The organism is Candidatus Nitrosomarinus catalina (assembly GCF_002156965.1).
GTDB lineage: Archaea > Thermoproteota > Nitrososphaeria > Nitrososphaerales > Nitrosopumilaceae > Nitrosopumilus > Nitrosopumilus catalinensis.
In genome coordinates this window covers 652,777-676,166 of record NZ_CP021324.1, presented here as the reverse complement: position 1 = coordinate 676,166, position 23,390 = coordinate 652,777, and the positions used below count along the sequence as shown (strand labels likewise).

The 23,390-nt window shown below is 31.7% G+C and carries 25 protein-coding genes and 1 tRNA gene; 18 read left to right on the top strand and 8 right to left on the bottom strand.

The annotated features are described in order from the left end of the window. Positions 1–32: 32 nt before the first annotated feature. The 11 genes from NMSP_RS04055 (at position 33) to NMSP_RS04010 (ending at position 12,190) form a co-directional block, all read left to right on the top strand. Positions 33–668 (top strand): hypothetical protein, encoded by a 636-nt coding sequence (locus tag NMSP_RS04055; RefSeq protein WP_086907569.1) that lies wholly within the window; start codon positions 33–35, stop codon positions 666–668. Between the two features lie 44 nt (positions 669–712). Then, a complete protein-coding gene (locus tag NMSP_RS04050) occupies positions 713–1,984 on the top strand; it encodes an NRAMP family divalent metal transporter (protein ID WP_086907568.1) in 1,272 nt (423 codons plus the stop codon). A gap of 30 nt (positions 1,985–2,014) precedes the next feature. Continuing rightward, entirely contained in the window at positions 2,015–2,542 is a 528-nt protein-coding gene (locus NMSP_RS04045) for a carboxymuconolactone decarboxylase family protein (protein ID WP_086907567.1), read from the top strand. Between the two features lie 382 nt (positions 2,543–2,924). Continuing rightward, positions 2,925–3,188, top strand: coding sequence for a hypothetical protein (locus tag NMSP_RS04040; protein WP_086907566.1), 264 nt, complete (start codon positions 2,925–2,927; stop codon positions 3,186–3,188). A 1-nt stretch (position 3,189) separates the two neighbouring features. Further along, positions 3,190–4,635 (top strand): Asp-tRNA(Asn)/Glu-tRNA(Gln) amidotransferase subunit GatA, encoded by a 1,446-nt coding sequence (gatA, locus tag NMSP_RS04035; RefSeq protein WP_086907565.1) that lies wholly within the window; start codon positions 3,190–3,192, stop codon positions 4,633–4,635. Beyond that, a complete protein-coding gene (gene gatB, locus NMSP_RS04030) occupies positions 4,632–6,038 on the top strand; it encodes an Asp-tRNA(Asn)/Glu-tRNA(Gln) amidotransferase subunit GatB (RefSeq protein WP_086907564.1) in 1,407 nt (468 codons plus the stop codon). Before gatA ends, gatB begins: the two co-directional genes overlap by 4 nt. Beyond that, the gene (locus tag NMSP_RS04025) at positions 6,035–6,298 is read left to right on the top strand and encodes a hypothetical protein (protein ID WP_086907563.1); all 264 of its coding nucleotides are present in this window, start codon (positions 6,035–6,037) and stop codon (positions 6,296–6,298) included. Before gatB ends, NMSP_RS04025 begins: the two co-directional genes overlap by 4 nt. Before the next feature lie 44 nt (positions 6,299–6,342). After that, complete coding sequence (locus NMSP_RS04020) at positions 6,343–8,268, top strand: AMP-binding protein (protein ID WP_086907562.1); 1,926 nt, start codon at positions 6,343–6,345, stop codon at positions 8,266–8,268. A 41-nt stretch (positions 8,269–8,309) separates the two neighbouring features. Next, positions 8,310–8,462: a hypothetical protein gene (locus NMSP_RS08430; RefSeq protein ID WP_192866222.1), complete on the top strand. Its 153-nt coding sequence runs from the start codon at positions 8,310–8,312 to the stop codon at positions 8,460–8,462. A 142-nt stretch (positions 8,463–8,604) separates the two neighbouring features. Beyond that, complete coding sequence (locus tag NMSP_RS04015) at positions 8,605–9,915, top strand: pyridoxal phosphate-dependent aminotransferase (protein WP_086907561.1); 1,311 nt, start codon at positions 8,605–8,607, stop codon at positions 9,913–9,915. A 76-nt stretch (positions 9,916–9,991) separates the two neighbouring features. Then, positions 9,992–12,190, top strand: coding sequence for a DUF2341 domain-containing protein (locus tag NMSP_RS04010; protein WP_086907560.1), 2,199 nt, complete (start codon positions 9,992–9,994; stop codon positions 12,188–12,190). Between the two features lie 5 nt (positions 12,191–12,195). Here the strand turns inward: NMSP_RS04010 and NMSP_RS04005 are convergent, their stop codons facing one another. The 4 genes from NMSP_RS04005 to NMSP_RS03990 all read right to left on the bottom strand — a co-directional run bounded on the left by NMSP_RS04005 (position 12,196) and on the right by NMSP_RS03990 (position 15,413). Further along, entirely contained in the window at positions 12,196–13,422 is a 1,227-nt protein-coding gene (locus tag NMSP_RS04005) for an ornithine cyclodeaminase, nickel-pincer nucleotide-dependent (protein ID WP_086907559.1), read from the bottom strand. Positions 13,423–13,529: 107 nt separating this feature from the next. Further along, positions 13,530–14,345 (bottom strand): CFI-box-CTERM domain-containing protein, encoded by an 816-nt coding sequence (locus NMSP_RS08605; protein WP_225971326.1) that lies wholly within the window; start codon positions 14,343–14,345, stop codon positions 13,530–13,532. Positions 14,346–14,390: 45 nt separating this feature from the next. After that, the gene (locus NMSP_RS03995; RefSeq protein ID WP_086907558.1) at positions 14,391–15,011 is read right to left on the bottom strand and encodes a hypothetical protein; all 621 of its coding nucleotides are present in this window, start codon (positions 15,009–15,011) and stop codon (positions 14,391–14,393) included. A gap of 54 nt (positions 15,012–15,065) precedes the next feature. Then, positions 15,066–15,413, bottom strand: a complete 348-nt coding sequence (locus NMSP_RS03990; RefSeq protein ID WP_086908375.1) for a hypothetical protein — start codon at positions 15,411–15,413, stop codon at positions 15,066–15,068. A gap of 72 nt (positions 15,414–15,485) precedes the next feature. Between NMSP_RS03990 and NMSP_RS03985 the strand changes: the two genes are divergently transcribed. Further along, on the top strand, positions 15,486–15,785 hold the full coding sequence (locus tag NMSP_RS03985) for a hypothetical protein (RefSeq protein ID WP_152023806.1): 300 nt from the start codon (positions 15,486–15,488) through the stop codon (positions 15,783–15,785). Here NMSP_RS03985 and NMSP_RS03980 read toward each other — a convergent pair. After that, on the bottom strand, positions 15,782–16,111 hold the full coding sequence (locus tag NMSP_RS03980; RefSeq protein ID WP_152023805.1) for a hypothetical protein: 330 nt from the start codon (positions 16,109–16,111) through the stop codon (positions 15,782–15,784). The two genes, NMSP_RS03985 and NMSP_RS03980, sit on opposite strands and share 4 nt — an antisense overlap. 76 nt (positions 16,112–16,187) lie before the next feature. Here NMSP_RS03980 and NMSP_RS03975 point away from each other — a divergent pair, with 76 nt between their 5' ends. Beyond that, positions 16,188–16,412: a hypothetical protein gene (locus NMSP_RS03975; protein ID WP_086907555.1), complete on the top strand. Its 225-nt coding sequence runs from the start codon at positions 16,188–16,190 to the stop codon at positions 16,410–16,412. Positions 16,413–16,421: 9 nt separating this feature from the next. After that, positions 16,422–16,616 carry a hypothetical protein gene (locus tag NMSP_RS03970; RefSeq protein WP_225971325.1) on the top strand — a complete coding sequence of 65 codons (195 nt, stop codon included), beginning with the start codon at positions 16,422–16,424 and terminating at the stop codon, positions 16,614–16,616. Here NMSP_RS03970 and NMSP_RS03965 read toward each other — a convergent pair. After that, on the bottom strand, positions 16,613–16,837 hold the full coding sequence (locus NMSP_RS03965) for a hydrolase (protein WP_086907553.1): 225 nt from the start codon (positions 16,835–16,837) through the stop codon (positions 16,613–16,615). The genes NMSP_RS03970 and NMSP_RS03965 overlap by 4 nt on opposite strands. Further along, positions 16,838–17,371, bottom strand: coding sequence for an HD domain-containing protein (locus tag NMSP_RS03960; protein ID WP_086907552.1), 534 nt, complete (start codon positions 17,369–17,371; stop codon positions 16,838–16,840). Between the two features lie 86 nt (positions 17,372–17,457). Here NMSP_RS03960 and NMSP_RS03955 point away from each other — a divergent pair, with 86 nt between their 5' ends. The 3 genes from NMSP_RS03955 (at position 17,458) to NMSP_RS03945 (ending at position 22,016) form a co-directional block, all read left to right on the top strand. Further along, entirely contained in the window at positions 17,458–17,994 is a 537-nt protein-coding gene (locus NMSP_RS03955) for a cob(I)yrinic acid a,c-diamide adenosyltransferase (protein WP_086907551.1), read from the top strand. A gap of 42 nt (positions 17,995–18,036) precedes the next feature. Continuing rightward, a tRNA-Phe gene (locus tag NMSP_RS03950) sits at positions 18,037–18,110 on the top strand. A 147-nt stretch (positions 18,111–18,257) separates the two neighbouring features. After that, positions 18,258–22,016, top strand: a complete 3,759-nt coding sequence (locus NMSP_RS03945) for a zinc metalloprotease (protein WP_225971330.1) — start codon at positions 18,258–18,260, stop codon at positions 22,014–22,016. A 593-nt stretch (positions 22,017–22,609) separates the two neighbouring features. Here the strand turns inward: NMSP_RS03945 and NMSP_RS03940 are convergent. Beyond that, complete coding sequence (locus tag NMSP_RS03940) at positions 22,610–22,951, bottom strand: hypothetical protein (RefSeq protein ID WP_225971324.1); 342 nt, start codon at positions 22,949–22,951, stop codon at positions 22,610–22,612. 160 nt (positions 22,952–23,111) lie between these two features. Here NMSP_RS03940 and NMSP_RS03935 point away from each other — a divergent pair, with 160 nt between their 5' ends. Further along, complete coding sequence (locus NMSP_RS03935; protein ID WP_152023804.1) at positions 23,112–23,339, top strand: hypothetical protein; 228 nt, start codon at positions 23,112–23,114, stop codon at positions 23,337–23,339. Positions 23,340–23,390: the final 51 nt, after the last annotated feature.

The window sequence follows — 23,390 nt, the reverse complement described above, 5'->3', positions numbered from 1 at the left end:
AATTTATTATCTATCTTCACATTTGATTTGTAATGAGTACGTATGCTGAACTTTTACAAGAATATAGGGAAAAATTTGATAGAGAAATTTTTCCATTATTGGTTTCTAACCAGTTAATTCATAAAAATACCGGTAGGGTATACCACTCATTTCAAAAAAGATTAGACCGAATAGAATTACAAAAGAACTCAATTGAAAATAAAATTTCTCTATTAAAACAACACATGTCTGATGGAAATAAAGTTGAAGATTTTGATAAATCTCAAATGTTTGATTTAATTACAATGTTTGCCCAATCTATAATGTCATACTTTGAGATATACAAATCCTGTTTGAAATTCTCTTTAAATTTTGAAAAACTTGAAATTACAAAATCTCAACCAGGTTACAATGAAATGATTGATCATTTGGGAGATTTCAAAAATAATGGAGTGTCTGTTTTTCACAAGGCAGGTCTTAGAACTTTTTTCAATGTTGATTTAAGAAATGTTTTAACAAATGACTCTTGGTGGATAAACAATAATTTTGAATTTACATATGAGGAACCAGATGGGACAGAACTCTCTCTAAGTATTGGGGAATTATATGGAGAATTGGCAAGTATCAATTCTATTGTTTTAGGATTTACAGAAAACCATCAGAAAAATTTTGATGATGAGTCTTCATAAGGGTGTTTTAATTTTAATACAGTCTAATAATTTTTGAAACTGTAATGATCAACAAGACCCTATCAAAAATAATTAAAATTAGTGGTCCTGGATTGCTATTTGCGAGTACTGCCATAGGCGTATCTCACTTAATTCAATCCACTAGAGCAGGTGCAGATTTTGGTTTAATGATAATTGGGTTTGTAGTGTTAGTTAGTGTGCTAAAATATCCCTTTTTTGAATATGGTTCGCGATACGCAAATTCTACTCAAACAAGCATAATTGACGGATACAAAAAATTGGGAACTCCAATTCTAGTTTTGTATCTTATAATTACAGTTTGTTCGATGTTTTTTGTTACTGGTGCAGTTGGATTTGTAGCTGCAGGATTTTTTGAGAATTTATTTAATTTAGAATTTTTGGGAGAATGGTCAATCATATTGCTATTCATATCATGTGTATTGATTCTTGGAATAGGTAAATTCCACCTATTAGACAATCTGATCAAAGTAATTGTAACTATTTTGGTAATATCTACAGTACTTGCATTTTCACTTACTGTAATTAATGGACCAATTGAACCCGTTGAAAACTTTGTTCCAAAAGAACTTTGGACAACAACAGGAATATTCTTTTTACTGGCGTTGATGGGATGGATGCCTACTGCAATTGATTTGTCAAGCTGGAACAGTCTATGGACCTTAGAAAAAATAAAGCAATCAAACTATCGACCAAAATTAAAAGTAACTTTGTTGGAATTTAGAATATCGTATATTCTAACTGGAATCATGGCAATAATGTTTGTCACCCTAGGTACTTTCATCTTTTATGGTTCTGGAGAAGAACTACCCAACAACAATTCACAATTTGCCCACGCCATCATTACAATGTATAGTAGTGTAATGGGCAATTGGAGCTATATTGTAATTTCTGCATCTGCATTTACTGTAATGTTTGGAACAATTCTTGCAGTGTTTGATGGCTATTCTAGGGCTCTGAATAGAACCGTTGAATTACTATTTGGAAAAAATGAGAAAAATCAGTCCCAAAACTCAAGAAGAATGTATTCTATTTTTCTTGTCGTTTTAGCCTCAGGTTCCCTAGTTATAGTACTGCAATTTGGAGATAATCTAAAGGAATTAGTTGATTTTGCGACTATTTTGTCATTTGTCATTGCTCCTGTAATTGCAATTTTCAATTATAGACTAGTTACTGGAAAATATTTAGAAAAATCAGATCAGCCCTCAATAATATTGAAAATTCTAAGTATTGGAGGAATCTTATTTTTATCAGGATTTGCAGTTTACTTTATTTTATTAAAATTTGTTTTAAACTAAATTTTTATTTGAAATAAATTTACTCAATACATGCCATTTGTAAAAGAGGGAGACGAATCAAATCCTGATATTTCATTACTGTATAAAGAAATTAATGATGAATTACAAATTGGTAAAATTCCAAATATTCTAAAAACTACCTCCATAGATCCTCCAATTGCTAAATGGTTTTGGGAAGGTGTAAAAATTATTTTATTACGAGAATCCTCTATTCCTAGAACTTTGAAGGAATCCATCGCGGTTGTAGTATCGAATGCAAATTCTTGTAATTATTGTACTCATGCTCATTCAATGTTATTACAATTAATGGGATTTGATGATGAGAAAATAAATGATCTAAAAAATAATTTTGAAAGTTTTCCAGAAAAAGAAAAAGCTGTTTTAGATTATGCATTAAAAATCAACAATTCTGCAAATAAAACAACTTCTGATGATCACAAAATTTTAACTAATTTAGGATATGATGATAAACAAATTGTTGAAATTACTTCTGTAGTTGCTGCATTTAATTGGGCAAATATCATTGCAGATGCTTTAGGTACTGAAATAGAAGCATAATTTTTTAGATAATTTTTGATCTGCTAATCAATTTTTTCATACTTTTTTAATTTTAACAAAAATTTATGAGATAAGTCAAGCCAAGATTACAAAGGAAATGAAAAGAAGGGGGATTTGAACCGAACCGGAATTCATGTAATTTAGGCGTACTTTTTGCATTAATGAAAATTAATGACAAGATCAATTTTTTTATTCATTTTTTTATTTATGATAATTTTTCTAAAGAGAGTATTGCCATGGGTAATGCTGGGTTGCGATAATTCAAACTAACGCATCTTTTGGGATTATCGCTCTACCACGTGGCTAAATAATCAGATCAAAGTATTTTGTGCCTACCATTTTATAGTAAGATTGATAGATTCACCTCATAGGAGTATAGAAAATGGTTACCGTTGAAGAAATTGAACATGTTTCAAAATTAATGAAAATAGATGTAGATGATCATAGTGAATATCTTGAAAAAGTTCAAACTATGATTAGTTATTTTGATATTTTGGATTCTGCAGGTGTTGAATCTGAAGAAATATCGATGCCAGAAATTCCAATTGAACAATTACGAAATGATGAGTACATCCCATTTGATGAAAAGTTAATTGAGAAGATGAATCATTACAAAGGAACCTACGTAAGAGCACCAAAGATGTGATATGAATTTAAAAATCTCTGCTCTTGAATTTATTGAAGAAGTAAAAACCGGAAATATTACTGTAGAAGAATTTACTGCTAAAACAATTGATAGAATTAATCAAGTTGATGATAAACTTCATGCATTTTTATCCGTAAATAATGATGCAATTGATCAAGCCCGTAATATCGATAAGAAAATAAAATCTGGAGAGAATGTTGGAGCATGTTATGGTATGCCAATTTCAATTAAAGACAACATGTGCATCAAAGATACTAAAACCACATGTGCATCAAAAATGCTTGAAAACTTTGTAGCGCCTTATGATGCAACAGTAATTTCAAAATTAAAAAAACAAGATGCAATTTTCATCGGCAAAGTGAACATGGATGAATTTGCCATGGGTCTAACTACTGAGTTTAGTGCTTTTGGACCTAGCAAAAATCCATGGAATATTGAACATGTTCCGGGAGGTTCTTCTGGAGGAAGTGCAGTATCTGTTAGTTCATACGAATGTATTGCATCATTGGGTTCTGATACTGGGGGTTCAGTTAGAAACCCTGCTAGTTTTTGTTCAACTGTAGGGTACAAACCAACTTATGGGTTAATCAGTCGATTTGGATTAATTTCATATGCAAATAGTATTGAACAGATAGGACCCTTAACTAGAACTGTCAAAGACACTGCATTCATGTTAAACCTCATTGCAGGAGTTGATCCTAATGATAATACTACAATAAACAACAACAAAGAAGATTATCTTGAAAATATTGATTCTGGCATAGAGGGCAAAAAAATTGGAATAATTACTGAGATGATTGGAGATGGTATTGATCCTGAGGTAATGACTGCTACAAAAGAGGCAATTTCAAAACTCGAAGGATTAGGTGCTATTTGTGAGGAGGTATCATTGGAAATGGTGAAATATTCTGTTGCTGCATACTATACAATTACTGCTACTGAGGCTGGAAGTAATTTGGCCCGATATGATAATTTGAGATATGGATATGAAATGCCTGTTGAAGGCTATGAATTTAATTCATACATTTCAAAAGCTAGAAAAAACTTTGGACCTGAAGTAACTAGACGAATGATCATTGGAGGATTTGTTCCATCTGCAGGCCATGCTGGCAAATATTTCCTTAAAGCAATGAAAGTAAAAAGCAAGTTAACAAAAGACATCAATGAAGCATTTAAGAAATTTGATTTGTTGATAGCACCTACTGTTCCAATATTGCCATTTAAAATTGGAGAAAAAATTGATGATCCTGTATCTCTATTTTTAGTAGACATCAATACAGTTACAGCCAATCTAACTGGAAAGCCTGCCATTTCAATTCCATTTAAAATCGTTAATGGACTGCCAATAGGAATTCAACTAATGGCAAATTCAATGAATGATAAAATGTTACTGCAAGCAGCACATGCATTGGAGAAAACTGTAACATTACCGGAGGTGCCAATATGACAAAAATTGGTTTAGAAATTCACTGTCAGTTAACAAATTTACAAAGTAAGTTATTTTGTTCATGTAAAGCAAACTATCGCGAATTTGAACCAAATGAAAACATATGTCCTGTATGTGCAGGAATGCCAGGTAGTTTACCAAGATTAAACCAAGAAGCAGTAAAAAAAGCAACTATGATTGCAATGGCATTGAATTGCTCTACTCCAGAAAAAATTGCATTTTTTAGAAAAAATTATTTTTATCCAGATTTACCTAAAAATTTCCAAATTACACAATTGAACATTTATGGAGATACCAGTGTTGGAGGTTCTGGAACAATTTCTGTAGGAGATAAGAAAATTAGAATTACTAGAATTCAATTAGAAGAGGATCCGGGCAGATTAATTTATGAAGGTAGTTCTTCAAAAAATCAAATTACATTAGTGGATTACAACCGTGCTGGTACTCCTCTAGTTGAAATTGTAACTGAACCTGACTTTGAGACACCTAAAGAAGTGCGTGATTTTCTAAATATTTTGTCAGATTTACTCAAAAACCTAGGGGTTGCAGACCCTAGTTTAGAAGGAGCAATGCGTGCAGATGCCAACGTATCGGTACATGGGGGAAATAAAGTTGAAATCAAAAACATTGGTTCTTTTCATGATTTAGAAAAAGCAGCTCACTTTGAAATTACCCGACAAGAGAGTTTACATGACAGAGACATACCAATTGCACAAGAAACACGACATTGGGATGATAGACGAAAGATTACTGTATCTTCACGTTCAAAAGAGGAAGACATGGATTATAGATATTTTCTTGAAGGTGACATACCTTGGGTAAAGATAAATCCAGAAATTCGCACTGAATTAAAATCTGAAATGCCTGAAAGTATTAGTTCTAAAAAAGAAAGATATGTTACAAAATACAACATTCCAGAACAAGTTGCTGATGTTTTATCTTCAGACAAATTTTATTCTGATATGTTTGAAAAGTCACATACTGAATCAAATGCTAAAGAAGTTGCAAATATCATAACAACTGAATTAATGGGATTAGAAGACACTAGAGAAAAACGTGAGGCATCGAAACTTACGGCCACTCATTTAAGAGACCTGGCTGATTCAATTCAAACTGGAAAGGTATCAAGAAATTCTTCTAAAAATGCTTTACATGAAATTCTAAAAACAGGAAAAAGCGTATCTCAAATTATTTCTGATTTAGATTTAGGTAATGTATCTGATGAGTTAGAATTACTAAAAATCATAGACAAAATAATATCTGATGAGTCAGAAGCTGTAGAACAAGCAAAATCTAATCCTCAAACAATCAACTTTTTGGTTGGCAAAGTAATGCAAGCTACAAAAGGAAAGGCAGATCCTACATCTACATTGAATTTATTAAAAAAACAGATTGGCATATGATTGATTTATCTCTAGAAGATATAGAATTCATCAAAATTCTTGCAACTTCAGATGCAACAATATTACAAGCAGGCATGAATGAGGCTACAAAAAAAAGATTAGATGACAGAGTGGGAGTAATTTTACGCGAATACTATCATGAAAACACCCGAAATACAGGTACAGAGTGTACAGATCAGTTGCTAAAATTTGGAATTACTGAAGATGATGGAAAAGCAGCAATTGCCTGTGCACGACGTCTCGGGATAGATATCTCATAAATTAAAAAATCTTTTTACGGTCAAAGTGTTGAAAAAAATGAAACTTGTCAAAATTTGAATTCATTCCAAATGAGGACCAATATCAAAATTCCAATATTTACAAATTTATGAAAAAACACAACATTTCATCACTAGAAGAATTATCTGAAAAATCAAGAAATAACTTGGAATGGTTTTGGGAATCAGTAGAAAAAGATATTGGAATTGTTTGGGATTCACCATATACAAAAACATTGGATACTTCAAATGGAATTCCATGGACAAAATGGTTTGTTGAGGGAAAAACAAATCTCTATAAATCATCTGTAGAAAAATTTACAAAACAAACTCCTGAAAAAATAGCTTATAATTTTATTTCAGAAGATGGCATTGAAACAAAATTATCGTATTCTGAATTAAACACTAAGGTATCAAAACTTGCAAATGTCTTCAAATCTTTAGGTGTCAAAAAGGGGGACGTAATTGCAATATACTTGCCAATGATTGAAGAAGCAATCATATCAATACTTGCTGCAGCAAAAATTGGAGCTGTACAAACTATTGTGTTTTCAGGATATAGTTCTGAATCATTAAAAACAAGATTACAAGATTGTCATGCAAAAATATTGCTAACTTCAGATGGATTTCATAGAAAAGGCAAGGCCATATCTCAAAAAACTACCGTAGATAATGCAGTAATAGATACACACATTGAAAAAATTGTTGTTGTTTCTTACAAAGGAATTGATGAATTTGAAAAATCAGATAAAATTCAATTTTATGATGAATTAGTTTTGGAACAAAATGATGTTTGTGATACTGAGATAATGAATTCCGAGGATCCATTGTTTATTTTGTATACCTCTGGAACTACCGGAAAACCAAAGGGCGTGGTCCACACACATGGTGGTTTTTCTGTATTTGCAGGTCATCAGGCATCATATTTGGTAAATATGGGTAAAGATGATAGGCTGTTTTGGCCTGCTGATATTGGCTGGATTACCGGTTTAGTTTGGAACGTATATGGCCTCTTACTGGTAGGGTCAAGTGCAGTAATTTATGATGGAGCCTTAGATTTTCCAAATCCAAATAGAGTATGGGAGATATTGTCAAAATATCAAGCAACAATATTTGGAATTTCTCCAACAGCTGTACGATTATTTAAAAAAATTAATTCAAATCCTCTCAACAAATATTCTTTAGATTCCTTACAAAATATCCCTACAACTGGAGAACCACTAGATGAGGACTCATGGTGGTGGCTATTTGAAAATGTTGGAAATAAAAAAATTCCAATAATGAATTTATCAGGAGGTACTGAAATTGGCGGTGCAATGTTATCTGTATTTCCAGGAATGAAATTAAAACCATCAACAGTTGGAATTCCAGTTCCTGGAATGAGTCTAGATGTTGTTAATGATGATGGAGAATCAGTTACAGGACAAAACGGATACTTGATAATTAAATCACCATGGCCTGGAATGACCAGAGGTTTGTTAAATGATGATCATAGATACATTGAGACATACTGGTCTAAATTTGAAAACATCTGGTTTCATGGAGATTATGTGTTAAAGGATGAGGATAACTTGTGGTATATGCAAGGTAGAACTGACGATGTAATCAATGTCTCAGGTCATAGGATGAGTACTGCAGAAATTGAACATACTGTAATTTCTCATAAAAAAATATCTGATGCTGCATCCATTGCAATACCTGATGAAATCACAGGGGAAGCAATTGTGGTATTTTTTGTTGCAGAAAATAAAGATGAAGTAAATTTAGAAAACGAAATATTGGAACATATATCCAAAAAGATTGGTAAAATTGCAAAACCAAGGCTAATTATTCAATTAACTGACCTTCCAAAAACACGAACAGGTAAAATAATGCGTAGATTGTTAAAATCAAAAATTATGGGCAAACCCTTGGGAGATTTATCATCATTAGAAAATCCCCACATATTAAATGAAATTCAAAAAATCAATTAAAATTAAAAAATCTTATATCTTTTGTTCCCTATAACTATACGATGATTTCATCAACAATCAATGAAAAGATTATTTCAGATTTTCAAAAGAAAGTTGATTCAATTAATGCACAAAAACAACTAACATTTGTGCAGAAAAAGGAATTAGTTTTGAAAGATACTGATACTCTAAAGCGTCCAAGCTATCATTTGTAAATATTCTCTCTTGTTACCATACATGAGTTTCATTATTGTAAAATATCAATACGGATTTTCAATAAGGGGTTTAGAAAATTCACCTTTTGATATTTTCTATTTCACATTAACTGGATAAATGAAACTAGGATAAAATTGATTATTGAAATTCATAGTTGATCAACAAGTTGAAGATATTGAGATGCCTGAAAATCTCAAATTAAACACATTTTTACAAGAATTTCACTCAGATTGCCATGAACCTGAATGTGGTTTTGGATTTTACGGATTTGCATTTGGACAATCTCCATTTTCAGTACCAAAAATTATGCAAGATGCATTAATTCAAAATTCACACAAAGGAGAATATGCTGCAGTTCCAGGAATTCCAGAATTACGAAATGCCATTTCAAAATACAATAAGCATTATTTTGGCATGGATGTGGCTCCTGAACGCATCTATGTGGGTCCTGGAACTAAGGAACTCATCTTCAATCTATTAGAAATCTTACACGGAACTGTGATTTTGCCCACACCTGCATGGCTAGGATATCTGCCACAAATCAGATTTTTGCAAAAAAATTATCACATGTTATCAACTAGAGCAAATAAGAAAATATCTCCCAGTGATTTGAGAAAATTAGCATTAAGATTACAAGACAGGCAAAAAATCTTAATCTTAAACAATCCCAATAACCCTACAGGTTTACTGTATGATCAATTAGAATTAGAAGAAATTGCAGATGTGTGTAGGGAACAAAACATCGTAGTAATTTCTGATGAGATTTATGCTCAAATTACGTTCAATTTTTCAAAATTTGTCAGTATGGGAAAAATTTACCCAGAAGGAACTTTTGTAACAAATGGATTATCAAAATCCCATGCAGCTGGCGGTTACAGGTTGGGCTATGTTGTTTTTCCACAATATGCAGTTGAATTAAAATCACAGTTTAAAAAAATTCTAGCTACGGAATACACTGCAGTGTCTACACCAATTCAACATGCTGCAGTTGCAGGATTTGAAGTAAGCAAAGAAATGGATGAATATTTTGAGATAACAAGAAACATTCACCATATAATGGGGGAGTATACTCATGAGGCATTATTAGAAATTGACGGGGTGAAAGCAACAAAACCTGACGCAACATTCTATCTTTTAGCTGATTTTAATGCATTTGCAACTGATTTACAAAAAGCAAAAATTTCCACATCACAAAAATTATCTGAATCGTTAATGGTTCATCCATATCATACTGCGATAGTAGGGGGAGACAGCTTAGTTTTAGAGCGAACTGACTATAGTGCAAGAATTGCATATGTGGATTATGACGGAGGTAAAGTGTATGAAAATTACAAAAATCAAAAACCAAAGACGCATTCAGAACGAACGGAATTTGTTGTAAATAATGCCCCAAAAACAGTAGGAGGTATCAAGATGATTGCAAAATTTTTTGATGACATAAAACATCAGTAAACTCATCAATAATCACATATTTGTGCCCAAACCATTTGAAAATTTTACATATTACCAAAATTGACGTTCAGATCTAATGCAAATTAAAATAATTTTATCCGTTTTAACATTATTTTCTCTTGTATTTCTTGTGCCTTCTGATGCGTTTGGAGAACTAACAGTAGTTCAAACTCAATCAAAAGTAAAAGTTGCTCAACAAAATTGGTATCATGATTCATGGGAATTTAGGAAAAACATTACACTATCCCTGAATACTGCAACAGGGGTTGATTCAGATCTAATTGATTTCCCTGTTTTAATTTCATTTACCGATACGGATTTGATTCAAACAAATGAGTCACAAGGTAGAGACTTTATTTTTACACAGTCAGATGGACTAACAGAGCTATCTCATGAAATTGAAAAATTTGATAATACTACGGGTGAAGTAATTGTATGGGTCAAATTACCAACAATGTCTGCATCATCAACAACTGAGATGTATATCTATTACAAAGGTGATACAATTGGTTTTAATTCTGCAGATGTATGGAATGATGATTATGTTGTAGTGTGGCATTTGAATCAAACTTCAACTGGTGTATCAGGAGAATTCAAAGATTCTACAAGTAACGGAAATGATGGTAAAGGTGGAGGGGGAAGTGATGTGGGATATGATTCTGGAAGAATTCCTCACATAACTGATGGTCAAATTGGAAAAGGCCAGGATTTGAAAGGTCCAACACAAACAAGTACTGCAGATGGAAATGGAGATTTTATTTATATAAATTCATTAGATGGAATGCCCTCAAGAGATTTTACTATAGAGTTGTGGACAGGTGATATCACAAATGTTCCTTCTGGAGGAGTTGTTTCTCAGTATAATGATTTGGTAAGTGTTTGTTATGATGCAGGTTCTACGCATGGTTCATATCAGAACCACATTAGTTTATGGCGAGCAGAAAATGTAAAAATGAAGATTAGGGGAGATTTCTTTGTCAGTACTGACAATACATCTCCAGCAAGTTATGCAGATGGACATCCTGTCCAAGATGACAATCCTGCATCATTTACAAATTGGAATCACATTGTTGCCGTATACAACCAAAAAGATGCAGATGGAACACAAGGAAACAGTCAATTGTATATCAATGGAGTATTGGTAAAAGATGAAAATCGTTCAGGAGGTCTTAATCGAGAAACTCAGACAGATAAATTAAGAATGGTTCTTGGAGGAGATATTGATGCTAAGGGCGGAAATAATTGTGCTAAAGTTAACAACGAACTAAAAGGTAAGGTTGACGAATTTCGAATTTCAAGTGGGTTAAGAACTGCCGATTATGCTGCAGCAACATACTTCAATCAAGGAGATCCAGACACATACACAACAGTAGATGTTGAAGAAACCCGAATTGGGATGGAAAAAAGTGATGAATGTTATGATTGTGAGGCCCCAAAATTAGCCAAAGTTAAGATACACATTACATCAAACACATCTGATGAGATAATTGATGAAAATTCTCCACAAATATCTGAAACACGTGATTATGTTTGGATATTTGATCAAAAAACACCATATCCAATCTTTGATGATTACAAAACTCCAATTATCGCAGACCCTGGAGATGAAGTTGAAATTATTTTAGAACTTACAGATAACAGAACATTGGAGAGAATTGCAGATAGTGGAACATACACAAATTTTCTAGACAGACCTAATGACATGAATTTGTTTTATGCAAATAATTTTGACGAGTACGGAAAAGTTAGTACAACATATTATGAGTGGCATCAAACCGGAGAGGATTTATTTTATGATTATGCGCAAACTGCAGAGTGGAGTTCTGCGGATATTACAATAGATGAATCTGGAGAATTAGATAATAGAATTTGTTGTAATCAAGATGATTTGGGTGGCACATTCACCATATCCTTTAAGATGAAATTCTTGCAACCAATGCAGACAACTGATGTCTGGGTACAAGCTACAGACCGTTCAGGAAATTTCTTCAAAGTTGCACTGCCACTAACTTTGAAGGTTGCTGGAAACGAACCATTAGTTTTTGAATCAAAAATTAATCAAAAGGTTTTGGGATTTTATGATGAGTCAATGCTTTTGGATGTGGTTTCTGATTGGACTGGTTCATCACAAGATGTTTCTGAACTTGCAGAAATTTTAGGAATTCCAGACGAACAACTACCTCCCTGGGTTGCAAACCTAGCTTTATGGGTAGCTGAAGACAAACTTACAATGGGGGATATGATTGTCTCAATTGAGCATTTGATTAATAATTAAAATAATTATTTAGATCTTTTTTTGATTTGTTGAGCCACCATTGGTAAAAATGCACCAACATCAGATACAATTCCAAGTGCTTGCCATGTACCTCTATCCATTAATTTAGTGACAGTTGGCTGACTAATATCCACAACAATTACCTTTACACTTGCTGGCAGCATATTTCCAGTAGCAATAGAATGAAGCATAGTCGAAATCATGATTACCATATCTACATCTTTGAGAACTTTCTTGTATTGTCTTTGAGCTTCGGCAACATCAGTAATTACATCAGGTAATGGACCATCATCACGAATTGAACCTGCTAAAACAAACGGAACATTATTTTTTACGCATTCATACATTATTCCTTTAGTTAATTTTTTGCTCTTAACCATCTTGGCAATTGAACCTGCCTTAAACACGGCATTGATAGTATCCATGTGATTTCTATGGCCATGGTATGCCAATGTGGCATCTTTGACATTCATTCCAAGGGATGTTCCAAGAGTTGCATATTCTATATCGTGAACAGCAAGTGCATTTCCAGCTAATACTCCATCAATGTAACCGGATCTAATTAATTCTGATACTGAATCATCTGCACCTGTATGTACAATTGCTGGACCCCCAACAATTACTATCTTTCCACCTTTCTTTTTTGTATTGTAAATGTCATCAGCTACTTGTTTTGCAATATGTTGTGTTGGCCTTTCACTGGAACTTGAACTTCCCATAAATTCAAACACGTTAACACCTTCTCTTGGGCGTTCAGGTGGGGTAATTTTGATTCCTGCTTCACCTACGATTATTTGATCACCTTTTTTTACATCTCTAACTGGAACACAAAATGCCTTGTTTCCTTTTACAACAATACATTTGTCCATCATCATATTTTCAACTGAAATCCATTTTCCTTTAAGAAAAACTTGAGTATGATTATTTGTGGTACTGTAAAAATTATCTGGCATTACAAAATCCTTTGATGATTTTTTTAATTGAATTTCTTTTTGAACTTTAGATACTGCTCCTTCACGATATACTGTTTTGAGAATCTCATCTAGATGTCCTTGGTTGTTTCCAGTAATTGTTAATCTTGCATAAGAGTGATCTTTTTTCTTTGTACCAATATCAATTTCTTCAACGTTAAACTCTCCTTTCAAATCCATGATTTTGTCAAAAATCTTTGTTAGAATAGAAGAATCTATCAAATGTCCACTAACTTCAATTTCTTGAGAAAATTTACTCATTTTGTTACTATTTCACTATGATAACTAAAGGTTTTACTTTGTTTTTGTTAACTATCCTCAGGCATAATGTCTACTTTTACCATACTTTAGGAGTGATTTTTTAAGAATTATTTGATTTTTCTAATTCCAACTACAACAATAACTGGAACTCCAAGATACATTCCAAGGTTTAGTGCAATTATTGAAATTCCAATACTCAAAACTTCTGATTCTGATTCAGCATTTTCCATTAGAGATAAAGTAGAAATCATCGGAGTGATTGCAATCTTTACTGCTTCTTTGAAAAGAGGATTTTCTCTTTCATAATCTGCTATAACTGGTGAGAATGAATAGTAGACGTCGTTGAATGCTCCCATGAATTGTTTTCCGGATTCTGTTTGTAGTAATTGATTGTCTCGTAGTTCTCTGAGTTGCTGAACTTGTTGCGACATTTCAGAACCGTATGTTGCTGTTGCAATTAGACAACCTCCACCTTCTTCAACAGATGTTTCATTTGAAACCATTTCCATTTGAGTTTCATCACCATTAGATGGAGGAACAGGTTCATCAATTGTGAATAATTCTTGTACACACATATCATATTCAGGTGCACAAACTTCTAGAGTCCAAGTTCCATAAACTAAATTATTTGTGAAATCAATTTTGTTATCCACAATGTATGCAGATTTACTTGTATCTATACTACCAGGATAATTTCCATCTAAACCATCTGGTTTTGTAGTTTTAAATGTAATTTCAGTAGATACAGGTGCATCTCCAGTAACACGATACCTAGAATAATCTGCATCTTCATAGACTTCTAAACTGTTAATTGTCAATGGAGTTACTTCTTCTATATCTTCTTCAACTGCATATACTTGGTGTACTGTGATTGTTCCAATCATGGCAACTGCCATTATTGTAATGATGAATAACATGTTCATTTTATTTTCTAAGAATTACTTGTATTTAGATAGTCATTTTTGTGCCTAAATTGAAGAATTTAGATGGTTTACAACAAATTGATGTTTAAACAAATACAGTTCTATTACTTCTTGATTAATTTTTTCTTTCATTAGAATACTTTTTAATTTTTTAATTATTTTTGAATACATATTGAGGCATTTTTCATGATCTTCGTCAGCTTTAGAAATCATATTTTTTGGAATTTTATCCATTGATTTGTAATATGTAATGAGAAAGGAGAGTTGTTGAATTCTATCTAAAATTAAACTGATGTTGTCAAAAATGGTTTTTCCTTTGTTGTTTAGATTTAATATCTTATCTGAATCGGATTTTAATAAGTTTGATTGAGAGGATAAATTCCTATAAAATAAACTCAAAATCCCGTTAATTCCTTTCAAGTAATTTTCAACTTGATTATGAATTGTTAGATAATTTGTTTGTTCAATTGAATATCGAGTAGGAGTAGTTTCATCATTTTTTATAATAAATCCTAATGGTTCTGAATTTGTTTTAGTATTATTTTTTATAATATCCATTAAATCATATTCCGAGCATTTGAAAATATTTTTCATCTCATCTGATGTTGAAAAATCAACTTTTGTTAAATGCAAAAATATTTTTTTTTCAAGTTCAGGCTTTGTCATATAAACACTTGAAAATCACAGGCTTTAAGGGATACAAAAATAGTTGTTAAAAATTTAAACTGGAAGTATTACCTTGCCTTCAAATTTTTTAATATTGTCTTTTTCAAAAGCCTTCTCTAAATTTTCTTTTTGTAATTTAGTGACTCCTTGAACTATTGTTTTTGAAGACCCAGTACTGTCAACTAATGCTAGAATATATCCACTATTATCAGTCAAGATAAAACCTGCAGATTCATCTACAAATGCATACAGATTTTCTTCACCCACTGGCTTCCATACGTTAGATTTTGTATCAGTAAGTGCCAAAGCAGGCATTGCCTTGCCATCAGTTAAGGTATTGAGATATTCTCGTGCTTCTGCAACTCGTTTTTGTCCTAGTTTTAAAGCCTGGAAATATTGCATAATCATCAAAATATTTGATTGTTATAAAAACATCACAAAAGATAGTTATAGAAACCATGCCTCATATCGTTGATGCCGCTAACAAACCCTGTCATAATCAAACTAAATGAAATAACTACCTTTGTAGAAGACAAATCAAAATTAACTGAAGAAGAAGTTGTGGAAATTAAGAAAATCTTCAAGGAATTAGTTAAAAATGGAGAAAGATATGATGTGGATGAAATTGAATTTTGGTTTGAAAATGAAGGGAGTTGGAATGAAAAAGAACCACGTGTACGAATTACCAATCTGTCAAGTTATGTACAAGATAAACATCAACAAACAGCCCATCTAAGAATGATTACCGATGATGATTGTAGTTGTGGAAATTAGATTTTAATTAAAATTCTTGAATTAATCAATTTTTTATCAGGATTAATTGATACATTTCCATTTGAAATGACATAATTTTCTTTTAAGGTTTCATCTTCAGGTAAAAATTCGTAGATAAATTCTCCTGATTTTACTTTATCAAGTAATTGGGATTTGAAATCATTTTCCTCATCAAGATCAATTTGTTGTCTACCTAAAGTGATAATTCTTGGATAATAATCATATTCAAATTGGTTACAGATGTATTTTTTGATTATAGATTCGTCTTTACTTGAATTAACCCACCATTTAGGCGATATATCCATATAGAATTGTAATTCTTTCATTGGCACAAATACTAACAATTCGTATTTAATTATAATTTGCCAATATGCTTAAGTTCATACAAAAATTATAGATTTATTGAACAATAGACGAGTTGGCTTATCATCAATTATTGGTTCTATAATTCTTGGAATTATTGCACTAGGTCTGGATGTTTTGCCTGAATATATGATATTTCCACTTTTGATACTTAGCGGTATTGGATTGATTTTAGGTATTGTTTTACTAAATTACAATGTAAAACATTCCAAACGGGATAAGGGCAGATTCAAAAGAACAAATACCAAAGCATGGGACACATAATTGATAAAATTGGAAATTTCCTATAACGATTCAGACAGATATGAAACAATCTCAATTGAATCGAAAATTAGAGAAGGAGTTTTTCATAAAGTTGTTAAAGATTTGGAAACAGGAAAAGCAGTTTCATGTTCTTGTAAATGTTGGAGTAAAGGAAACAAACCATGTTTTGGCATGAAAACAATAGGTTATTCTGAATCAGGTTAAATTTCTAATTGTTCTAACAATCTACCAACAATTTTTGAATTTTCATTTCTTTCGTCCAATATCTCTTTAATTCTTTTTTCATTTTTTGTCGAATCTGTAATGATTTGAAAATATTCTTCATCCAGATCATTGTTGGTTTGTAATCTTTTAATGACTTCAAACAAAATCCCAATTACTTGCTTTTGTGCATCAATTAATTCATCCTTTTCAGTTTCAGACATTTATTTTTCTCCAATAATCTTTGTAAATAATTCTTTTAATTTTTCGTCAGTTAGGCTTCTTTTAGCTGATTCCAAAAAGGGTTCAATATCTTCAAGGGTTTTGCCGTTTTTTTGGTAAATTTTTGCTTGTAATGCCATTTCTAATTTATCTATTTGATGAACAAACAAAGATTCCTTTGAACTGTTATTTTGATATTCTTTCCAAATTTCATGATATTGAGATTTTATTGTCTCAGGCAACTGATTGATTATTTCAGCAAATGCTTCGTTTTCAATTTTCATCTTATTTTCTGCAGTCATTTGTTCAGGAGTAATATCGCCAATTTTTGATTCTGCCAAATCATGCAGTAATGTCATTTTAAGAATTTTTTCGGAATCATAATTTTTTAAATCTGAAATTATCATGGCCATAATTGCCATGGAATAGCTATGATCAGCCACTGATTCAGGATTTTTTATAGATAATTTATCTATCCATCCCTGTCGAGATATTGTTTTAAGATTTGCAGAATTTTTTAAAAAATCTAAAATCATAACATATTATGTAGAACAGTTTCTACTAATGAATTTTCATATTTTATTTTCGAATCACATAATAGTTAAGATAAATTAAGAAAAATATGAAAATATATACAAAAACTGGAGATGATGGAAATACGGGTTTACAGGGGGACTTTAGAATTGCAAAATCACATCCACGTATTCTTGCATATGGTACAGTAGATGAAGCTAATGCTACAATTGGAGTTGTCTTAAGCAATACATTGGATGATGACGTACGTGTAGTTTTGAATACTATTCAAAATGAATTATTTTTACTAGGTTCAGATTTATCCAATCAAAATCTCAATGATTTGAAGAATAGGATTTCATTAGACATGGTTGAAAAATTAGAAAAGATTATTGATAAATTTGAATTGGAATTGCCACCCATCACAAATTTCATTTTACCTGGAGGAAATGTTGCAGCTGCTCAAATCCATCAAGTAAGAACCATTGTTCGTAGAGCAGAAACGCTGGTAGTTCAATTGAGCGATAAAGATGAAATTAATTCTAATTGCATCAAATATCTCAATAGATTATCAGATCTAATGTTTGTAATGGGTCGTTTAATCAATAAACGAAACGGTATCGAAGATATTATTTGGAAACCATAAAAAGACAAACTTTAATGCCTCATCTAAAGTATTTTTTTTAGTGCCGAGGTAGCTCAGCCTGGAAGAGCACTCGGCTGAAGACCGGGCTGTCGCTTGTTCAAATCATGCCCTCGGCACTTTTCTTTTGGTTCAGTGCCATCGTGCCCAAATGGTGGTTTTTCCATGAAAAATCAACTAATTTCATAAACATCAATAATTCTCAAATGTGACAATTACAACATAAACCATAAATCATTCAATGACCATAATTATTATTGAAATCAATGTTCATTATCGCAATAGTGGCAGTTGCCATGATTGTATTAGTATTCAATGTGGATGAATCATACGGTTCGTTTACTCCAGTATTGCCAGTTTACATTGAAGATGATGTGCCAACTATTGCTGAATTTAAAAAAATGAATCAAAATTTATTATTAAAAAATCATGCACCCCATTCCACACTTAGAGATAATGGGGAAAAAATTGAAACATATTTTTTTTATGAAAAATCAAAAGGTATTCGAATAATTACGTATGTAGAAGACAGTACCGATGAACAATTAAAAAATTATATTCCATTCACAACAGATCATTTGTTAACTTATCTACAGGTTAATGAAAATGAAATTTACTTTATTTATGCTGAAAGAAATGGCAATGCATGTTTATTTCCTTTAGAAAAATTGAATGACTTTTGGACTGGAGTATATTCGGGATGTAGTGGTGGGGCAGTAGAAGTTAAAGAAACTGATGAAGGGTTTGCAATTTACACAAAATTTTTTGATGAATATTATACATCAACTAAAGATTTCCAATATCCATTTTATTTTGATTATTATGACATAACAAAAACTAGTGATGATGGATTACTTGAAGAATATCAAACATATCATTTTCCAGATATCCAAACAATAGGAACTGCAATTCCAATCCCAATCTCTGATCAAAAATCTAAAAAAATTCAAGTAAATTCAGGAAAAATTAATGTCAATGATTTTCTGTACAAACCATTTGACATTATGACTGAAGACCTTAAACGTAATTCATTTGAGTGTGCTGATGATACTATTTCTTTAGTTAGTAACAAACAATTCTACGACATTGAAGATGTTGTAAGAATAGATGTTAAAATCAATTCATGGTCAAATGAAGACCGTCTTAAGCTTAAAGTCTATGATGAAAATGAAGAAATCGTTTTTGAGAATTTTTCTACTGTTTCCAAAAAAGGTGAGTCATTATTTTTAATTGATTTAGATGATAATTCCGGTGCTGATAAATTTCATAAAGGATTGTATCGAGCAGAGGTAGAATATGGAATTGACGGTTCAAAAAAATCCACTTATTTTGCAATAGGAGATATGCAAATTCCTGAATCCTTTGACACATGTTATTTTTATTTGACTTTTGATGCTTATTCAAATTCTGCATCTGTTTTGATTCATGTATCTGACTCATCAAATTCTGGGCGAGACCAAGTACAAATTTTTGTAGATAAAAAAGGCGATTCTGAAAATAAATTAGATGAAAATGATGTCTCGTTTTCCATTAACACAAAAAACATTGGGGCACATGAGTATACTAGTGATGGTAGTTGGATTACCCATGCAAAACACAACCCTGATGGTAGATTATTGTTAAATAATTATGGTTATGATGTACTTTTCCACATCAAAGATGTAGGAAAAGATTTCAAATTTGCAATAGAGCAAATAGATAATACTGGAATGGAAGGTGCATTTTTAAAATCAACACAAATTCCAAGTAACGCATTTTCAACTCATCCTGAATTTTGGTATGAAGTAGAAATAATTGATGAAAAAATTTCTCCTATTACTGCAGATGTATATCAGCCTGATGAAATTGTTGTTACTCAATTATTGGATGTCAACTTAATACTGGTTGGAGATACATGGGATTCTGAAATTAAAGATATGATTACAAAGAATCTAAATTTAGAATATTCTCCATACATAGCTCTAGAGCTTAATCGTGCTGGAATTACATATCATTATGATTATAATTTTGTAGATGTATCTGAAAATGATTCTAATGACTTATTTGAATATATGAAATCAGAATCAAAACCTTGGCGCGGAACATTTTATGGAGAAAATACAGAAACAGTTTATGAGTATTGGGGATTTGCACCGTGGATTAAAGCAAATCACACTGAATGGATGACAAATACAGACAGGTTTAAGATTGATTTTAAAACCATGGATGCCTCAAAAATGGAGGAATATTTACAACAAAATATTATTTCAAGAAATAATGTATTCACAAAATCAAGTGCAGTAAATCTAGTTTTTATTTCTGGAGATATGGATGATATTGATTTTCTTCATTCGTATGATCTTCGAACAAGAGATGTAGCTACAAAAGAAGATCATGAAGCAGTGGGCATGATGGGATTTGGTGGAAAATACAATTTTTACTTTTTTGACTTGTATTCAGTTCCTTGGCATGACATACAGGGATTTCCAGACTCAGACCCCACTGATGATTGGGGGTTTTATGATAAAACATGGGACAATGATATGATTAATCTTCATGATATTCATACAGATAAACGACATGCACAACTAATCTCTGATTATACAAATAATGCCACATCTTTTATCATTACACCATCATATCTCTATGAACCAATTTACAAATCAAAGTATGTTGCAGACATTGTATTGGTGTCTATGGGAAGTGATGCATCAATTCCTTCTTTGACTGATAAATTTTTTAATGCAGAAAAAATAAAACGTGAACTTGAAAAGTTGACTCCATTTTCAGAATGGGAAATTAAATTCTCTGTACAAGATATTTCTGATGGCAATTTTCCCACTTCCTTAAGAAATGCAATTAATGAACAAGAAGAAATTGCAATCTATTCCGGTTATCCTGAATACGGTACTACACATGTTGTAAGTAGTGACAAAATAAAAAAAGCAGTAATTGAATGGGCTAGTTCACAGCAAACTGGCGGTATTAATGACTACAAAGATGTCGAAGATTCCATTTGGACTATACCAGTAATTTTAATCATAGATGACAAGCAAAATTATTTGTGGATAGAGGAGGATGGTGTTCTGGGTCCTGGAATTGCACCCTCACATCCTGATGATCCTACACAACCTTGTTGTGCTTTGGGAGTCATGACTGATTGGGAAATTTGGAATGATAAGCAAAGTGCCACGGATTTGGTATTGCATGAAATTGGACATACTATGAGTTTCATGCATCCATTTATGGGATTTACTGATGAAGGTGAATTTGCAACACAAGATTATTTTGAAAAATGGTATTGGGGAGTCATGGGGTTCAATCAACCAATACAAGGATGTGGATATTGGTATGATTGGGCAGTGGATGAGAAACTAATACCTGATGACAGTACTTGCGGAATTGCAGATACTTTCTTTACAGAATTTGATAGAGATAATTACTCTAGAGGAATTACTGTTAATTTAATTAAAACTGCAAAAATAAACATCTACAATTCTATGATAGAATTAGAACGAGATGGAAAAGATTTGAATAATCTATCCAAAGAAACCAAAAATACCGTATCCGAAATTAATTCATTATTAAACAAAGCTGAATCTAAATTGAAAGGAAATGATTTGAATTCACCAGACGGTTCAATTAAAAATGCACTAGATGCAGCCATTCTATCATCTCAATTTGCTGAAAAATCAAATGTGTCCTATGAAGTACAAGATAAATCAAAAATTAAACTAGATATCCCTCCATGGATTAAAAGTAATGCAAAATGGTGGAGTAATGATGCAATAACAACAAGTGAATTTCTTACAGCCATAGAATTTCTAATTAACCAAAGAATTTTGATAATTCCAGATACTATTCCAAGTCAATCTGAATCTATGACTAGTGAAGTTCCTTCTTGGGTAAAAAATAACGCTTCATGGTGGGCAAATGATGTAATTAGCGATTCTGATTTTGTTTCGGCGATTCAATATTTAATTAGTCAGGGAATTATACAAATCGATCCATCTGAAGTTAATACAACAACTATCATTGTTGAATAGATCCTTGATGAGGATTGATCCAATTCTTAGTTTAATTTGATTACATATTGTTAAGTCAAAATCCAGTAAAATATGGTCATGTTATATCAAAAAACACAAGAACAAACCACAGATTTGGCAAGTTTTTTGAATGGCTATGAACTAAAAGACAGCTGCCTGCCCTCGGCACCATTTTACATCCAGGCAAATTTCCAATTATGACAGAATAACCTGCTCTTTTAGGCTCAATATGTAATAGTTTATGATCTTATGATTTGTAATATTTTAGGATGTAACACAGAATCCTATTTCAGAGTACTATATTCCCATTACAATAAATCCAGAATCCCTTTTGCAAAAGAGATCATGAGAGTATGTGAAAATCATGCCAAAATGATTGCAGATGAAGATGCAGAAATAAAAATTCAAGTACTGCATTGAGGAAAATTGAGATCAAATTACAGGATAAGGATTATTTTGATTTTCTTAGTATTTCTATAAACGAAGAATTGTCAGTTGAAGAAAATTTAAAAAATATAATAAAATATCATTTGATAATTTATAGAAATAAAAAGAAAGTAAGAAATAAGAAATTATTTCCTTAACGAATTTTTTTATGCATCTACTAAATTGTAGAAATTTTTACCAGAGCTAGATTTCTCCATAATGCATTTTACATGAAGTGTTTCTTTACCAGAATTGATATCATCACGAAGTTTTTGATTAGAAAATTTCTTGACAATAGCGACACGGGTAGTATGAAATTTATTCATTTGATTACCATCAATTGAAAAAAATTCTTTCATGGTTAATTTGACACCTTTAGTGATTTCATCACCTTGTGTGTAATGAGAATCTTCAATTTCAGTAATTGTAAAAGATTGACCATCAATTTTTGCCAATGATGCGGAATTGCTAACTGCTTGATAATCTGCTAATTTTGCTATCTTATTCACCTCCCAACATAGTAAAATAGAATCAAACAAAAATAAAGTAATTCAAAAGTAAAGTGTTGACTAATACATACTGTTTTTTCAATATTTTTAAAAATAATGAAAAAATATGAAAAATAGTCAAAAACATAGAAAATAAATTTAACAGAAAAATTTGGCTAATATGATAAAAGAAGAAGAATTGAATCAATGGATAAGTGAATTTCATCCAACAGTCGAAACTGAAATAATTGAGGTATTGCGAGCACGAGTCCAATATGCGATTTTAGATGAATTAAACTACATGGTTTCAAATCAAATAGGAACTGCTGATGAAGTAAAAAAGATCGTATTAGACGAGATTACAGAGATCACAAATGACTCAATTGAGATAGATACCGAAGAAGATTGACGTAAAATAGAAGAAAAAACTACAAAATCTTTAAAAGCTACTCAATCGCAA

Coding starts and splice junctions, on each gene's coding strand:
- gatA (WP_086907565.1), top strand. CDS start 3,190: ATGAATTTAAAAATCTCTGCTCTTGAATTTATTGAAGAAGTAAAAACC.
- NMSP_RS04005 (WP_086907559.1), bottom strand. CDS start 13,422: ATGAGTAAATTTTCTCAAGAAATTGAAGTTAGTGGACATTTGATAGAT.
- NMSP_RS08605 (WP_225971326.1), bottom strand. CDS start 14,345: ATGAACATGTTATTCATCATTACAATAATGGCAGTTGCCATGATTGGA.
- NMSP_RS03955 (WP_086907551.1), top strand. CDS start 17,458: ATGAAAATATATACAAAAACTGGAGATGATGGAAATACGGGTTTACAG.
- NMSP_RS03995 (WP_086907558.1), bottom strand. CDS start 15,011: ATGACAAAGCCTGAACTTGAAAAAAAAATATTTTTGCATTTAACAAAA.
- NMSP_RS03935 (WP_152023804.1), top strand. CDS start 23,112: ATGATAAAAGAAGAAGAATTGAATCAATGGATAAGTGAATTTCATCCA.
- NMSP_RS04010 (WP_086907560.1), top strand. CDS start 9,992: ATGCAAATTAAAATAATTTTATCCGTTTTAACATTATTTTCTCTTGTA.
- NMSP_RS08430 (WP_192866222.1), top strand. CDS start 8,310: ATGATTTCATCAACAATCAATGAAAAGATTATTTCAGATTTTCAAAAG.
- NMSP_RS03985 (WP_152023806.1), top strand. CDS start 15,486: ATGCCGCTAACAAACCCTGTCATAATCAAACTAAATGAAATAACTACC.
- NMSP_RS04045 (WP_086907567.1), top strand. CDS start 2,015: ATGCCATTTGTAAAAGAGGGAGACGAATCAAATCCTGATATTTCATTA.
- NMSP_RS03990 (WP_086908375.1), bottom strand. CDS start 15,413: ATGCAATATTTCCAGGCTTTAAAACTAGGACAAAAACGAGTTGCAGAA.
- NMSP_RS04040 (WP_086907566.1), top strand. CDS start 2,925: ATGGTTACCGTTGAAGAAATTGAACATGTTTCAAAATTAATGAAAATA.
- gatB (WP_086907564.1), top strand. CDS start 4,632: ATGACAAAAATTGGTTTAGAAATTCACTGTCAGTTAACAAATTTACAA.
- NMSP_RS03960 (WP_086907552.1), bottom strand. CDS start 17,371: ATGATTTTAGATTTTTTAAAAAATTCTGCAAATCTTAAAACAATATCT.
- NMSP_RS03980 (WP_152023805.1), bottom strand. CDS start 16,111: ATGAAAGAATTACAATTCTATATGGATATATCGCCTAAATGGTGGGTT.
- NMSP_RS04050 (WP_086907568.1), top strand. CDS start 713: ATGATCAACAAGACCCTATCAAAAATAATTAAAATTAGTGGTCCTGGA.
- NMSP_RS04025 (WP_086907563.1), top strand. CDS start 6,035: ATGATTGATTTATCTCTAGAAGATATAGAATTCATCAAAATTCTTGCA.
- NMSP_RS03965 (WP_086907553.1), bottom strand. CDS start 16,837: ATGTCTGAAACTGAAAAGGATGAATTAATTGATGCACAAAAGCAAGTA.
- NMSP_RS03945 (WP_225971330.1), top strand. CDS start 18,258: ATGTTCATTATCGCAATAGTGGCAGTTGCCATGATTGTATTAGTATTC.
- NMSP_RS04055 (WP_086907569.1), top strand. CDS start 33: ATGAGTACGTATGCTGAACTTTTACAAGAATATAGGGAAAAATTTGAT.